The organism is Streptococcus ovis DSM 16829, from assembly GCF_000380125.1.
In the GTDB taxonomy this organism is placed as follows: Bacteria; Bacillota; Bacilli; order Lactobacillales; family Streptococcaceae; genus Streptococcus; species Streptococcus ovis.
This window is the reverse complement of the sequence record NZ_KB904580.1, coordinates 145,431-161,160: the sequence shown is the minus strand read 5'-3', so window position 1 is coordinate 161,160 and position 15,730 is coordinate 145,431. Positions and strand designations below refer to the sequence as shown.

The window sequence follows — 15,730 nt, the reverse complement described above, 5'->3', positions numbered from 1 at the left end:
ATGATAGTTGTTCTGCCAACGAATCAGTTGACTGAACATGGAGAAGCTAGCTAGTATCTGCTAGCTATGGTTATCCTAGTTTTCAAATTGTTTTTTCTGTTTTTGGGCGCTATAGAGGTAATAGGCGGCGCTACCTAGCGTGAGGAAAAATAGGAAAGGCGTTCGAAATGTCAAAACAAATAAGCTTTCAAAGATGAAGGAGAACCAAAAACGGGTACCTGTCATGTCCCAGAGTGATGGAGTGAGATAGAGAGATTTTATGTCTAAAAAGCCCCAGAAACCCTGTGGAGAGTTGATAAAATGTGTTAACCAAAAAAGAGAAACTGCAAGGAGTGTCCAAAAGCTACTCATCGTTCGCTGATATTGGCGCTTGGCTAAAGCCTCTTTGGAATCATCATCAGAGAAGATGACAGCATCGGTCGCTTCAGGTGTCTGTTGGAAGAAGTAAAAATCATCCGAACTGACATAGAGCAATTTCCAGCCATTATCCGTAAAAAGGGTGATGTAATCTGCGTAATCTTCTTTGGCAAGATTGGGACGGTAGTCAATACGAACAGTTGGAATAAACTCATCTGTTCGTGGTTTGAACGTATAGGAGCTAAAAAACTCGTTAAAGGCTATTAGCTGATAACCTTGGCTTTGAATGGCGTTAATCCAGTTTTCCATCTCCACAATCGTTGTAAAATTTTTCCGTTTTTTCATGATGTATCTCCTCAAAAATCTAGTTTTTCAGCTACTTTACTGAGTTTTTGGATGCGTTTGGTTTCTAGTTGTAAGATTTCTTTCCCACTGTCCGTGATGTGATAAACTTTGCGTCGTGGATCTTCACTTGGGATATTCACAATCCAACCGGCTTTTAGAAGATTCTCAATAGCACCATACATAGTGCCTGCTGCGATCCGCACTTCTCCCTCGCTTAGTTCTTCTACTTGTTGCATGATGGCATAGCCATGAGCGGGCGTTAAAAGCGTCAGCAGGATATAATAAGTTGTTTCGGTCAGGGGTAAGGCTTTATGACGTTTCAAAAAAATCACCTCCATATTTTAAAATATATATCGTTTAAATGTATAGTTTTATTATATATCGTTTGACTATATAAGTCAACTGTATAATGGAATTAGGCTAGTCTTCTCAAAAAACGGACTTTGTGGTATAATAATCCATGCTGGAAAGTAGCTCTGCTATTTTCAAAAAAGAAAACAAAAGAGGTGATCCCCATGGGACGTAAATGGGCCAATATTGTAGCCAAGAAAACCGCTAAAGACGGTGCCAACTCAAAAGTGTATGCCAAATTCGGTGTAGAGATTTATGCAGCTGCGAAGAAAGGTGATCCAGATCCAGAGACAAACTCTGCTTTGAAATTTGTTATCGACCGTGCTAAGCAAGCACAGGTACCAAAGCACATCATTGACAAGGCGATTGATAAAGCCAAAGGAAACACAGATGAGACTTTCGTGGAAGGTCGTTACGAAGGGTTTGGACCAAGTGGCTCCATGCTTATCGTTGATACCTTAACATCAAATGTGAATCGGACTGCTGCCAATGTCCGTGCTGCCTTTGGTAAAAATGGTGGGAACATGGGCGCTAGTGGTTCGGTTTCCTATCTCTTTGACAATAAGGGAGTGATTGTCTTTGCTGGAGAGGATGCAGATAGTGTCTTTGAGCAACTCTTAGAAGCAGATGTTGATGTAGAAGATGTGGAAGCAGAAGAAGGCACAGTAACTGTTTATACTGCGCCAACTGACTTGCACAAGGCTATTTTAGCCCTTCAAGAGACTGGTACAACTGATTTCCAAGTAACGGAATTAGAAATGATTCCCCAATCAGAAGTTGTTTTGGAAGGGGATGACCTTGCCATCTTTGAAAAACTCTACGATGCACTAGAAGATGATGAAGATGTTCAAAAAATCTACACCAACGTAGAAGGATTTTAAATTGATGAAACCAGCCCAAAGGCTGGTTTTTTGCAACAGAAAAGTAGGTAAAAGAATAAATTCTTACCTACTTATAGGATTGGGTGAATAAGGTGGGAAAATTGAATCGCAAAACCATAGGTATAATTAACATTTCTTTTACTTGTCACATTCAAACAGACTCATAGAATTGAGGAGTTCGGTTTTGAACTTCTCTTTTTTGTATGCTTGATAGTGGGGATTGGTTTTGACGAGGTTGTAGCGTTTGGAGAGGTTCCAGGTGCCTGTGGGGTTGAGTTCGGGGTGGTCTTGGACGAAGTTGATGGTCAGATCCCATTCGCGAATGTAGCCAAGTGGACGTGAGTGGTAGCGAACCGTATCTAGCTCGACTGTCCCAAAGGAACGGTGGGCGTGGCCAAAGACGACATCTTGAACGCCATATTTGACAAAGAGTTGGTGGAAGGCTTGACTGCCGAGAAAGGCGTTGAAGGGGGCAAATTTCTCGTGCCACATGGTGAAGTGCTGGTGGGGCACAAAATGCATGGCAAGGATGAGGGGGGTTGTGTCCAACTTTTGTAATACTTCTTCGAGGCGCTTGAGGGTGTTTTGACAAATTTCAGGGTCAGGGAGTGGACGGTCAATCCGTCGATCAAACCAGAGTTGCTTGCGCTTGAGAATAGTTTTCTCATCTTCATTGACAAAGGAATAATCGTACCAACCATGAAAGGCAAGGAGTTGCCGATTGCCAATTTGATGGAGCTGGAAATCCTGTGTTTCAATCTCTTCTTCCGTCAAATCCAGCATATCATGATTCCCAAGATTGTAGGTCACAGTGAAATGCTGGCGCAGGGTTTCTAAAAAGGGTTCTGAGATGCTCTTGTGATGATTGGAAATATCCCCAGCCAGATGGAGGTGGGTCACCTTTTTTTCATGTAAGGTTTGGATAAGAGTGCTCATCTCCCACTCGCCAAAAGCATTCAAATCAATGTGGAGATCACTCATGATAGCTAGTATTTTCATGAGACTATTGTAGCATGAAGCCTGCTCACTGTCAGAAATGAGGTATTTCCAGCGAAATTTGATATAATACAGTCAACATAAGGAGGAAGTATGGGAATCGAAGAGGGATTGTTTGAGAGAAAACGTGTCATTTTAGAGAATTTGTTGCCATTTGGCTTTGTCCAGACAGAGCAGGGCTATGTTTACCGAGAGCTGATGTTATCAGGAGACTTTGAAGTAGAAGTACTGCTGGATAAAAAGGGACAGTTGACAGGGCGTGTCATCGATGTGGACTTGGGGGAAGTGTATACAGCCTTACACGTTACGACAGCGGTGGGAAACTTTGTTGGCCAGGTGCGAGCAGCCTATCTTGCTGTACTCAGTCGGATTGTAGAAGCTTGCTTTGAGAACCAGCCCTTTATCAGCCAACAGATGAACCGTTTAGCCCGTCGGATCGCACAGGAGTGGGGCGACCCTTTGGATTATCCTTTTGAAAAATATCCAACTTACAGCTCTTATCGTATCGGTGGCAAGTGGTATGCTCTTATCTTTCCTTTACAGTGGAAAAAGCTGGGTGATTTTGCCCAAGAAATAGCAGAGCAGACAGTGGAGGTGGTCAATCTTAAAGTGGCGCCTACTGATATGGAAACTTTGCTGGGTAAGGAGGGGATTTATCCGTCTTACCATATGTCGAAAAAAACGTGGATTTCCCTTGTTTTAAACGATAGTTTGTCAGATGATGAGGTCTGGAACTTGCTGGAGAATAGTCGAAAACTAGCAAATCCCAATGCGTTGGCAAGAAGTGAGGGGCCGAATTATTGGATACTACCTGCCAATCCAAACTATTATGATATTGATGCGGAATTTGCGGCACATTCGATTGTCGATTGGCCTCAAAAGGCTTCGATTCGTAAGGGCGATTTTCTAGCCATATACATGACAGCGCCTATTCGATCCCTTCGTTATCTGTGCCGTGTGCTAGAAGACGGTCTCGAAAAGTCCGCTGAATCCAAGCGAATGAAGTTGGAATTAGTAGAGAAGTTTGAAGACGAGATATTTCCAATTGACCGCCTCAAGGAATGCGGTGTGACCAATATCCGAGGACCTCGTCGGATGACCAAGGAATTAATTACAGCCATAAAGGAGGTGGCATCAGATGATTCGACCGATGGTGGAAAAGGATAGTGAGGCTATCTGCCAGTTAAATAATGAAGAATTAGACTATGATTTAGACAGGGAGGCGACAACCAGAAACATTGCTCGTTTGCTAGAGAGTTCTCAGCATTGTCTTCTGGTGGCTGAGGTCGATGGGCAGGTAGCGGGTTATGTCCACGCTCAATTATACGAAACGCTCTATTTCAAACCACTCTGGAATGTGCTGGGCTTGGCTGTAGCAAGCTGTGTTCAGGGGCAGGGGATTGGGAGAGAACTTATGGTGGCCTTGGAAGATAGCGCAAGACAGGCAGGAGTTGCGGGTATTCGAGTTAATTCAGGAATTAACCGCAGAGGCGCTCATGAATTTTATCGGGCTCTAGGCTATCAGGAACGTCCCGACCAAAAACGCTTTTTGAAAGAATTATAGTCAAAAAAACTGCTCTGAATCATCAGGGCAGTTTTCCTCTGTTCTTTTACCGCTTGGCCATAGATACGAATGTCACTTGATCTGGACGGTAGCTGATACTACCATATTGGAAGGGTTGACCGTTGGATAGATAAGTTGTACTCGTGACAACAACGACCATATCATATCCTTCCAAATCCATGTGTTGCCGTTCGCTTTCAGTAGCGTAGCGAAAGGATATTTCGCGTCTAGAGTGTGAGATTTTTAATTGCAATTCTTCTTCTAAATAGCGGTAAATCGAATGTTCAGCAATTTCTTGATTAAGATAGGGGACGATGCGACGATCAAAGTAGGAAATGTCATACTCTAAGCGCTTCTGGTCAATACTACGGACGCGCGCCACTCGATAAAAATCCACTTTCTCATCTACCTCAAAGTTCTCCATCAGCTCTTTTTCACCTTGAACAATATAGAGTTCAAGCAACTGTGTATGGATATCATGCTGAGCATTTTTGTTTAATTCATCAACCGTTCTGATTTCGGACACGTATTGTTTCTTCACGAGGTGGTGGTCCAAAACAATTGAATTTTTCCCCTGTCTTTTTTGAATATAACCATCTAATTCAAGCATAGAGAGAGCTTTTCGAATAGTATCTTTTGAATAAGAATAGAGCTCCATTAATTCATTTTCGGTAGGGAGTTCTTGATTGGCATCCCAGATATTTTGTTCAATTTTATTTTTGATGTCTGTGTAGACTTTTTTGTATTTGCTCATCTTTTCCCATCTTCCTGAGTGATAATCCTCTGTATTTCTAGTGTACCATAAAATGACATGGCATGGTATATTATTTTTTGACGACATTTACGTAAAACTTTAAATTATTACGTAAAACCTATTGACAAATGAAAACGGTTCCGTTAAAATGAAAGTGCATTCAATTGGAAAGGGACTAGTTTATGTTCAAAAGAACAAGTGGTGTATTGATGCACATTACTTCTTTAGCAGGGAAATTTGGGATTGGGACCTTTGGACAATCTGCCTATGATTTCGTGGATTTCTTAGTAGAAACAAAACAAAGTTATTGGCAGATTCTTCCGTTAACAACCACAAGTTATGGGGATTCTCCCTATCAATCTTTTTCTGCTATTGCTGGAAATACGCATTTGATTGATTTTGATTTATTGGCTAGGGAGGGCTGGTTAGATAAAAGTGATTATGAGCGTGTTGATTTTGGAACAAATCCTGAGAAAGTAGATTATGCGTTGTTGTTTCAGGCTCGTAGACCTATTTTAGAATTAGCAGTTCAAAATTTTTTGAAGGATACAACTGCACAGTCCATTTTTTCAGCCTTTAAAACGGCGAATTCCTCTTGGCTAGATGCTTATGCTGAGTTTATGGCGATAAAGGAATATTTTGGCAACAAGGCATTACAGGATTGGCCTGACCAAGCCGTCATTTCTCGAGACGAAGTAGCACTTGCTCGTTACCGACAAGATTTGGCAGAGCAAATTGACTATTTCAAAGCCTGTCAGTATTTCTTTTTCAGTCAATGGAAGGCATTAAAACAATATGCAAATGACCGCCACATTAAGATTATAGGGGATATGCCCATCTATGTATCAGCTGATAGTGTAGAAGTATGGACTCAGCCTCAATTATTTCAGTTGGATGAGCAGAGGAAACCACTCTATGTAGCGGGAGTACCGGCTGATAATTTTAGTGCAGATGGCCAATTATGGGGGAATCCCCTTTATGATTGGAACCAGCATGAAAAAACAGGATTTAGTTGATGGATTTATCGCATTCGTGAGAGTTTGAAGTTATATGATGTTTTACGAATTGATCACTTTAAAGGATTCTCAGATTATTGGCAAGTAGATGGGAATGCCGCAGTTGCTCGCATTGGAACATGGCAACCAGGTCCAGGATATAAGCTGTTTAAAACGGTTAAGGAGAGCTTGGGGGACTTGCCAATTATTGCAGAAGATTTGGGTAATATAGATGACAAAGCTCGTCAATTGCTAAATGATTGTGGCTATCCTGGGATGAAAATTTTAGAGTTTGGTCTGAGTGATATCACTGGTAAGAGCATCGATGCCCCTCACAGATGTATTGCGCATTCGATTGCCTATCTTGGTACACACGATAATGAAGTGGTCAATGAATGGTATGATCAATTGACAACAGAGCAACAAGCATATGTTGATGACTATAGCCATCGCAACCCACATGAGCTTGTGAATCAAGCCATGCTCCGGATCTTATTTGCTACTGTGAGCAATACCGTAATTGCCAGCATGCAAGACATACTGAATTTAGGGAAGGAAAGCCGTATGAACAGACCATCTACCATTGGTGGTAACTGGGAATGGCGGATGCGAACAGAAGAGTTGACTCAGGACAAAAAGGACTTTCTACGGAAGATGACGAAGCTTTATCAAAGAAGCAATGAAGCCCTAGAAGAGTAGCCCTATTTTATGGAGGAGATATGAAATTATTGACGGTAAATGTCCACGCTTGGATGGAAGAGAATCCGTCTGAAAAATTGGATATACTGGCTCGGACGATTGCAGAGCGGGCCTATGATGTCATTGCACTTCAAGAGGTTAATCAACAGCGAAAAGCTCCCTCGGTTGGAAAAGAATTAAAACAGGATAATTATGGGCTAGTGCTTTTAGAAAGATTAAGAAATCTTGGAATTCAGGACTATTCATACTTTTGGACCAACTCACACATTGGATATGATACTTATGATGAAGGTCTGGCAATGTTAACAAAATTACCTGTTTATGAAGTAGATGAATTTTATTGTAGTAGGCACAAAACAATTGATTCCATCTTATCTCGTAAGGTTTTAGGCGTGACAGTCTACTATGAAGACCAGTTGGTAGAGTTGTATTCTTGCCATATCAATCTTCCAGATTCTCAAGGAGAGAATCAATTGGAGAATATCCAAGCGATTCTTGATCGAACCTCAACGGATCATCTTAAAGTCCTAATGGGAGATTTCAATACAGATGCCTTGTCCGATGTATCCACCTATGAAGCCATCAAAGATTTAGGGCTTCGAGATAGTTATGAATTGGCAGCCACAAAAGATAGTGGCATAACAGTTGAAAAAGCGATTGACGGTTGGAGTCAACACACCCAAGAAAAACGGTTGGATTATGTCTTTTTAACAGAAGAGAGGAGGGTATTATCGAATCGAGTGATTTTTAACGGAAGAAATCAACCAATTATTTCAGACCATTTTGGCGTCGAAGTAGAGCTAAGTCTCACATAAATAAGTTATAAAAAATTAACATTGTAAAAAGGAGAACCAATGAAAAAATTATTGAGTTTTGAATTTTGGCAAAAATTCGGGAAATGTTTGATGGTGGTTATTGCTGTCATGCCTGCAGCAGGTTTGATGGTCAGTATCGGGAATTCGATTCCCTTGATGAATCCAGATTCAGAATTATTGATTCGAATTGGAAATATCATTGCGCAGATTGGTTGGGGGATTATTGGCAATCTTCACTTGCTATTTGCACTTGCAATTGGTGGTAGCTGGGCAAAAGAACGAGCAGGAGGCGCTTTCTCGGCAGGTCTTGCTTTCATCTTGATGAATCTTATTACAGGTCATTTCTTTGGTGTGACGACAGATATGCTTGCAGATTCTGAGGCAACTGTCCGTACAGTCTTCGGTACAGTGATTCCAGTAAATGGTTATTTTATTAATATTTTAGGACAACCAGCCTTGAATATGGGGGTATTCATCGGAATTATTGCAGGTTTTGTTGGAGCAACAGCCTATAATAAATATTACAACTATCGTAAATTACCAGATGTGTTGACCTTCTTTAATGGGAAACGCTTTGTACCATTTGTTGTAATTGTTCGTTCCGTGCTGGTAGCGTTAATTTTGGCTATCTTCTGGCCGGTCATTCAAACAGGTATCAATGGTTTTGGGAAATGGATTGCAACTTCACAAGATACAGCACCAATCTTAGCACCATTTGTTTATGGTACATTAGAACGACTTCTATTACCATTTGGTCTCCATCATATGTTGACCATCCCAATGAACTATACTTCACTTGGGGGAACTTATGATATTTTAACAGGTGCGCAAGCTGGCAGTCAGGTATTCGGTCAAGACCCATTGTGGCTCGCATGGGTGACAGACTTGATTAACTTGAAGGGGGCTGGCGATATGGCACAGTACAATGACCTTCTTGCTCAGATTACCCCAGCTCGTTTTAAAGTGGGACAAATGATTGGTTCAACAGGTATCTTGATGGGCTTGACCTTTGCGATGTACCGCAATGTAGACAAAGACAAGATGAAGAAATACAAAGGGATGTTTTTATCCTCTGCTCTAGCTGTATTTCTAACAGGTGTAACAGAACCAATTGAATTCATGTTCATGTTTGCTGCCTTGCCATTGTATGTGGTATATGCATTTGTTCAAGGGGCAGCCTTTGCGATGGCAGATATTGTAAATCTTCGGATGCACTCATTTGGGAATATTGAATTCTTGACACGTACACCGATGGCACTGAAAGCAGGTCTAGGGATGGATGTCATCAACTTTATTTGGGTGTCAGCTCTCTTTGCAGTAGTGATGTACTTTATCGCAGATTTCATGATTAAAAAATTCAATCTTGCAACAGCCGGTCGAAACGGCAACTACGATACTGAAACGATTGACACTCCTACGAATGCAGCAGGAACTGCAGATGCCAATTCGCAAGTAGTGCAAATCATCAACCTTCTCGGTGGTCGTGAAAACATTGTTGATGTAGATGCTTGTATGACACGTCTTCGAGTGACGGTCAAGGAGATGGCGCAGGTCGGAGACGAACTGGCTTGGAAACAGGCAGGAGCAATGGGCTTGATTCTTAAAGATTCAGGTGTTCAAGCGGTTTATGGACCAAAAGCAGACATCTTGAAATCAGATATTCAAGATTTATTAGAATCAGGTGTTGTGATTCCTGCAACATCATCTGTTGTTGGCAAAATTGAGTCAGTTGATGTCGCATTTAAAGGAATTTCTGTTGACGTACAAACTGTTGCAGAAGGTCAAGCCATGGCGATTACAGATGTTAATGATCCAGTCTTTTCACAAAAAATGATGGGAGACGGATATGCCGTTGAACCAATCAATGGCAATGTTTATGCTCCAGTTTCAGGTCTTGTAACCAGTGTTTTTCCAACAAAGCATGCTCTAGGCTTATTAACAGATGAAGGATTGGAAGTCTTAGTTCATGTTGGGCTTGATACAGTAGCTCTAAATGGTGCTCCATTCTCTATAAAAGTAATAGAAGGCCAACGAGTTGTTGCGGGAGACTTGCTCTTGGTAGCAGACATGGAATCCATTCGAGCAGCTGGTCGTGAAACGACGATTGTTGTTGCATTTACAAACACAGCTGAAATTAAAGCGGTGAGTCATCCAATATTGGGAACCGTTGCTTTAGGAACTGTTGTCGCACAGGTTGAATTGTAATCAAATCATAACAAAACTGCTCTGAATTATCAGGGCAGTTTTGCTTTATAAAAAGTTATTGTCGGTTAAGGGTGACTCCAAAGTCTTGTGCACGGTTGTAATCCATTTCCTCCTGTGTTGGGGCCATGAAATGAACAGGGGTAAAGGTGCCGTTTTCGATTTTGAAGCCCTGTTGAATAATGCCGTTGTATACTCCTCCAAGTCCTGTAATTCCTGGAAGGATGGCTTCGATATCTCCATCGAAGTGGTCAATGCGATAGGTATTTGGAGCAACAAGGGTCACAGAACTAATCGTAGCTTGACTATTTTGGATATTATCTACACCGTCCCAAGCGAAGTTTGCGGTTGTTGTGACGGTACCGTCTGACGCAAAGGTGATGGAAACATCTTTTGCTTGCAAACTGTTTCCTGAAAATGTACCAAGGACTTCTGGAGGAAATGTACCAGATGTCGTTACAGGTTCGACGGTCACTGGTACTGCTTGAGTAGGAGAAGTAGGTGTTTGGTTTGTACTTACGGTTGTTGAAGGGGTATCTTGGCTAGTTTGTTGCGTTGTTTTTGCGACAGTTGTTGCCGTGGCAGGAGATGAATCTTTGGCCTTACCCTGCTTACCCTGCTTGGGACCACAGGCAGCAAGTAGCGTTACGGAAGCCATTAGACAGATGACAGTAGAGAGTTTTTTTGACATAAGATGCATGTTGATACTTCCTTTCTTCAATTCACTTATATTATAGCAGATTATATTACAAGAATCAAGACAAAACGTAACATTTGTAATACGTTTGTAATATTTTCAGATAAAGATATAATTGAGAATATTGAAATAAAAAATATGGAAATGAGCTAAAATATTTCTGAAAGAGTTCGAAAACAATTACTTATTGAAAACGTTTGCGCAGTGTGATAAAATGTTACTAAAATAAATATCAAGGAGTAGCTGATGAAACAACATTCCATCTCTAAACGGTCGTCACATATGGAGAAACCACATAAGTACGCATTGAAGAAGTTAAGCATAGGTCTTGTATCTGTCACTGTTGCGTCTAGCATCATCACACCTGCCAGTGCTGTTTTGGCAGAAGAAACGGGAAATGTCCGTGCTCAAACAACGGTAGATACGCAGGTCACTGATGCAAACGTTGGCGTAGTGGATACCACTACCGCTGAGCCTATCACACAGGATACAACCTCTCCACAGGAAGTTCCGACAACAACAGAACTCCCAACGACAACAGAACTTCCGTCTACAACAAAAGCGACTACTACAACAATATCAACACCGGAATCCGCTCCTCAGATTGATGAGAATCGAACAGTTGTGCGGGTTCATTATAAACCTACAAATAATAATGATGGACGAAGATTTTATGCGTGGGTATGGGGAGATAATGCTCAGCATGATAAAGATGGTCGCTGGGTAGAGATGCAACGTGCTACAACAAAAGATGGTCAATTAGAGTATATTCTAACTGTACAAGCGGAAATTGGCAGAAAACAACTTCATTATATCATTGCGACTGGTACAGATTTTCAAGAAAATCAAACAGGATGGAATAGGTTAGTTGGTGCTAAGAAAATTTTTGGAGATAGCGATGATGGACTTCTCGCCCCAGTCAATGAGCTGACAGATACAGATATTTATCATGGTGAAGCAGATGGCTGGTATTCACAGTTCCTTAATGTTCAAACACCAGAATTTGATAAAAAATTTGGTTACACAGATAAAATTGTTGATCGGCAAGGAAATGTTCAAGTCGTAGGTGCAAAGGGGGAACTCGGTGCAACACTAAAAGATGGAAATGCTCAATTTAACCTTTGGGCGCCAACGGCTACAAAAGTTACTTTAAACATCTATCAGTCCACTGCAGAGGATGCTCAAGTCAAAACGCAAATTGAGATGCAAAAAGGGACAGACGCACACCCAGAAGACCACCAAAGCAATACCATCGGACTTTGGTCAGCGACTGTAGACGCTACTACTTTGGGTGATTTGATAGAATCTGGTATTGCCTATGATTACACCATCACTGCACCCAACTCCTACTTTATTCAAAAAACAGTTGCACTGGCTAAAGAACAACAGGATGGTACATGGAAACCTGTAGCCTATCATTATATCAATAGTGCTATTCGTGAAGGGCAAGGTAAAGAATTATTATCTGGAATTTCGCAAGAAGCAGATGTCAAACAACGGACAGTAACAAGAGCACTTACTCCGAAAGAAATTGCTGCATTCTATGTAGGTGAGGACCGTACAGTCACTACCCAAGATCCATACTCTGTTGCCACTGTTCAAAATGGCAATCGTTCAGTTTTATTGGATGCTTCAAAAATAGGAGCACCGGTTACAAAAACTAATAATAAGCGGGTTTCCTCACTTTCGGCAATGAGTGTTCTTGAAACCAATGTGCGTGATTTTTCGATTGCGAAAAACTCCGGTATTGAGGAGTCTAAAAAAGGGAATTTCCTTGGTGTTGTACAGAAAGATACGAAAGATACTGCAACGAATCAAAAAACGGGATTGGATTATCTCAAGTATCTTGGAGTTAATTACATCCAGATGATGCCATTGAATGATTTTGAAACAGTTCCAGAGTTGGATCAACATGATCCTCGAAATACTGAAATTTCGGATTTTGAACCAGATGGGCAGCATCTGAACCAGCAAAACTGGGGTTATGACCCTAAAAATTACAATGTACCAGAAGGGTCATATTCAACAAATCCAGCTGATCCAGCTAATCGTATTCAAGAACTGAAAGAGATGATGCGTACCCTCCACGATGAAGGGATTAATGTCAATCTAGACGTTGTTTACAATCACCTATATGATGCACAGAAGAATCCATTTGAGTACACTGTTCCAGGCTACTATTATGCCGTCAATGGCGATGGAGCTATGAACAATGATGTCGGTGTTGGAAATGCTGTTCGTTCGAATTCTGAAATGATGCGTCAGTATATCGTCAGCTCTGTCGTTTACTGGGCCAAAGAGTATGGTATGGATGGTTTCCGCTTTGATGCCATGAGTGACTTAGATACCAAAACATTGACACAAGTCCGTAATGCCCTAGATTTAATAGACAAAAATATTGTAACATATGGTGAAGGTTGGAATTCGATGGGGAATTACCTACCAAATAATGTGGAAGAAGGTGTGAAGGCAAGTATTGGCAATGCAAAATTACTTCCAGAGTACGGCTTCTTTGATAATCAGGCGCGTGACGCCGTGTCAGGGTCTGCCTATAATCATAATCCTGGTGCACCTGGATTTGTTAATGGTCCAGATAAAAATGATAATATTTCCAATACAACACCGATTTCAAAGGCATTGCTGGGTGGACTTGATCGATCGGTTGAACCATATGCAAATGCAGCCCAACAATTGAACTATGTCGAAGTACACGACGGCATGACGTTAAATGACTTACTTTGGAAATATAATCCAACTGATGATGCACAGAAACACCTGAAGCGGGTTGAACTTGCAACTGCTATGAGTGCCTTGTCTCAAGGGATTAACTTCTCACAACATGGGCAAGAGTTCTTGCGGACGAAAAAAGAGTCACATAATACTTATAATAGTGGTGATACCTATAATCAGATTGATTGGAGTTTGACTCAAACGAATGTGGATGCAGTGAATTTTAGTAAGTCCCTCTTTGCATTACGTCAATCTGATTCCGTTTTCCATATATCAGATTACGAGCAACTAAAAAAACAGATGACGGTGACAAATGCTCAACCTGGGTCAGGTATTGTGACCTATGAACTCCAACGTTCAAATGGCGCAAAATATCTCGTTGTCTTTAATAATAATACAAATTCTGCTGATCCTAAACTCGTATTAGGAGATCAAGAATATTATTATGGACGAGATGAAAAATTTGGTAAAATCAATGATTTTTCAAATGTTTTTATTGTCACAACCAATTCACAAGGTCTCTACGGCAAAATTGGTAAAACGAATGGAGAGAAGAAAATTACTTTGGATCCACTCTCTGCAACAGTTCTCTATATTCCTGCAACTCCAATAATTGTGAAGGAAACGATTGATTATGAAGGAGATTCTAATAAGAAAGTAAGCATTGTAAAAGTGAAATCAGATGATCCAGAGAAGATGTTTACTTATGGGCAATCAGAGATTGCTACTAAAGGAGAGCAAGATTTAGGTCATATCCAAAATGTTTTAACTTCATTGCAGGAAGCAGAAAAAGAGATTGTCTACTATGCTACAAATAATGAAGACAAGCTGATTGAGACAACAGAGCAACCTCAATTAGACGAGCATGGTGTACCAAAGAACGATTCAGGTGTGAAATGGGTATTGAAGGAAAACATCAAACCAGATAAGACAACAACTACTCAGTCAACAACCTCTAAATCTACAACTTCTAGTCCAACAACAACTAAAGCGCCAACGACGACCAAGGTGTCCACAACGACTAAGGCGTCCACAACGACTAAGGTTCCCACAACGACTAAGGCGTCCACAACGACTAAGGTTCCAACAACAACTAAGGTCCCAACAACGACTAAGGCGTCCACAACGACTAAGGTTCCAACGACGACCAAGGCGTTAACAATGACTAAGGTCCCAACAACAACTAAAGCGCCAACGACGACCAAGATTTCAACAACAACCAAAGCTCCAACAACAACTAAGGTCCCAACGACGACTAAGGCGTCAACGACAACCAAAGCCCCAACAACGACTAAGGTTCCAACGACAACTAAAGTTCCAACAACGACTAAGGTTCCAACGACGACCAAGGCGCCAACGACAACCAAAGCTCCAACAACAACTAAGGTCCCAACGACGACCAAAGTTTCAACGACAACTAAGGTCCCAACAACGACTAAGGCGTCCACAACGACTAAGGTTTCAACAACAACTAAGGCGTTAACAACGACTAAGGTCCCAACAACAACTAAGGCGTTAACAACGACTAAGGTCCCAACAACAACTAAGGCGTTAACAACGACTAAGGTCCCAACAACGACCAAGGTTTCAACGACAACTAAGGTCCCAACAACGACCAAGGCGTTAACAACGACTAAGGCGTCCACAACGACTAAGGTGGCAACGAAGCCAAGTACAACAACTAAAGCAACAACGGTACCTAAAACGCCATTAATCCCTAAAACAACCACAGTATCTAAGTCGACAACCAAATCAACGACGAAGCCAACAACGACGACTAAGATAACTACTAAACCATCTGTTCCGAAACAGAAAGATACGGTTAAACCTGTTTACCGTCTTTATCATGAAAGTCTCAAAGTCCATCTCTACACTACTGATACTAATGAGCGTGATACGTTGAAAAAACGTGGTTGGAGATTTGAAGGAGAAGCTTGGAAAACAACGACGAACGAAGGAGTACCAGTTTATCGTCTCTACCATCCAGGTCTTCGTGTTCATCTCTATACAAAAGATGCTAATGAGTATAAGGTATTAGGCACACGTGGCTGGAGAAAAGAGGGAGTTGCTTATCGTTCTCATGGTGAAGTGAAAGTGTATCGTCTCTACCATCCAGGGATTAAGAAACATCACTATACCAAGGATATGAACGAGTACAATACACTCGGCAAACGCGGTTGGAGAAAAGAAGGCATCGCTTGGTATAGCGAAAAATAACAGAGGATCATGGGAATTTTGAACTGTAATCCTTCCAAAATGGATCTCTCTCTCCAATTTAGAGTCTAGGATCAAACCTAGGCTCTTTTCTTGGTCACAACGATGAGTAGCTATTGTTTGATTTTCC

The 15,730-nt window shown here is 41.3% G+C and carries 11 protein-coding genes and 1 pseudogene; 7 read left to right on the top strand and 5 right to left on the bottom strand.

Features of this window, described 5'->3' with window-relative positions:
- Nucleotides 1-75: 75 nt before the first annotated feature.
- Both A3I9_RS12720 and A3I9_RS0108490 read right to left on the bottom strand, forming a co-directional pair.
- On the bottom strand, nt 76-702 hold the full coding sequence (locus A3I9_RS12720) for a DUF2812 domain-containing protein (RefSeq protein WP_018378620.1): 627 nt from the start codon (nt 700-702) through the stop codon (nt 76-78).
- 11 nt (nt 703-713) lie between these two features.
- Nucleotides 714-1,025: a PadR family transcriptional regulator gene (locus A3I9_RS0108490; protein ID WP_018378619.1), complete on the bottom strand. Its 312-nt coding sequence runs from the start codon at nt 1,023-1,025 to the stop codon at nt 714-716.
- 192 nt (nt 1,026-1,217) lie between these two features.
- Between A3I9_RS0108490 and A3I9_RS0108485 the strand changes: the two genes are divergently transcribed.
- A complete protein-coding gene (locus A3I9_RS0108485; RefSeq protein ID WP_018378618.1) occupies nt 1,218-1,934 on the top strand; it encodes a YebC/PmpR family DNA-binding transcriptional regulator in 717 nt (238 codons plus the stop codon).
- Between the two features lie 138 nt (nt 1,935-2,072).
- Here the strand turns inward: A3I9_RS0108485 and A3I9_RS0108480 are convergent, their stop codons facing one another.
- Nucleotides 2,073-2,933: a metallophosphoesterase gene (locus tag A3I9_RS0108480; RefSeq protein ID WP_026217404.1), complete on the bottom strand. Its 861-nt coding sequence runs from the start codon at nt 2,931-2,933 to the stop codon at nt 2,073-2,075.
- Between the two features lie 90 nt (nt 2,934-3,023).
- Between A3I9_RS0108480 and A3I9_RS0108475 the strand changes: the two genes are divergently transcribed.
- Together A3I9_RS0108475 and A3I9_RS0108470 are read left to right on the top strand one after the other, a co-directional pair.
- Entirely contained in the window at nt 3,024-4,097 is a 1,074-nt protein-coding gene (locus A3I9_RS0108475; protein WP_018378616.1) for an MmcQ/YjbR family DNA-binding protein, read from the top strand.
- Complete coding sequence (locus tag A3I9_RS0108470; RefSeq protein ID WP_018378615.1) at nt 4,069-4,494, top strand: GNAT family N-acetyltransferase; 426 nt, start codon at nt 4,069-4,071, stop codon at nt 4,492-4,494. The genes A3I9_RS0108475 and A3I9_RS0108470 overlap by 29 nt, the downstream gene beginning before the upstream one ends.
- 46 nt (nt 4,495-4,540) lie before the next feature.
- Here the strand turns inward: A3I9_RS0108470 and A3I9_RS0108465 are convergent, their stop codons facing one another.
- Nucleotides 4,541-5,248: a UTRA domain-containing protein gene (locus A3I9_RS0108465; protein ID WP_018378614.1), complete on the bottom strand. Its 708-nt coding sequence runs from the start codon at nt 5,246-5,248 to the stop codon at nt 4,541-4,543.
- Nucleotides 5,249-5,430: 182 nt separating this feature from the next.
- Between A3I9_RS0108465 and malQ the strand changes: the two are divergent.
- The 3 genes and pseudogenes from malQ (at nt 5,431) to A3I9_RS0108450 (ending at nt 9,962) form a co-directional block, all read left to right on the top strand.
- A pseudogene (gene malQ / locus A3I9_RS12715) lies at nt 5,431-6,942 on the top strand (4-alpha-glucanotransferase).
- A gap of 20 nt (nt 6,943-6,962) precedes the next feature.
- Nucleotides 6,963-7,757, top strand: coding sequence for an endonuclease/exonuclease/phosphatase family protein (locus A3I9_RS0108455; RefSeq protein ID WP_018378611.1), 795 nt, complete (start codon nt 6,963-6,965; stop codon nt 7,755-7,757).
- Between the two features lie 39 nt (nt 7,758-7,796).
- Complete coding sequence (locus tag A3I9_RS0108450) at nt 7,797-9,962, top strand: PTS transporter subunit IIBC (protein ID WP_018378610.1); 2,166 nt, start codon at nt 7,797-7,799, stop codon at nt 9,960-9,962.
- A 55-nt stretch (nt 9,963-10,017) separates the two neighbouring features.
- Here the strand turns inward: A3I9_RS0108450 and A3I9_RS13045 are convergent, their stop codons facing one another.
- On the bottom strand, nt 10,018-10,659 hold the full coding sequence (locus tag A3I9_RS13045) for a hypothetical protein (protein WP_018378609.1): 642 nt from the start codon (nt 10,657-10,659) through the stop codon (nt 10,018-10,020).
- Between the two features lie 243 nt (nt 10,660-10,902).
- On the opposite strand from A3I9_RS13045, the gene pulA reads away from it, so the two are divergent.
- Nucleotides 10,903-15,603, top strand: a complete 4,701-nt coding sequence (gene pulA, locus A3I9_RS13655) for a type I pullulanase (protein ID WP_018378608.1) — start codon at nt 10,903-10,905, stop codon at nt 15,601-15,603.
- Nucleotides 15,604-15,730: the final 127 nt, after the last annotated feature.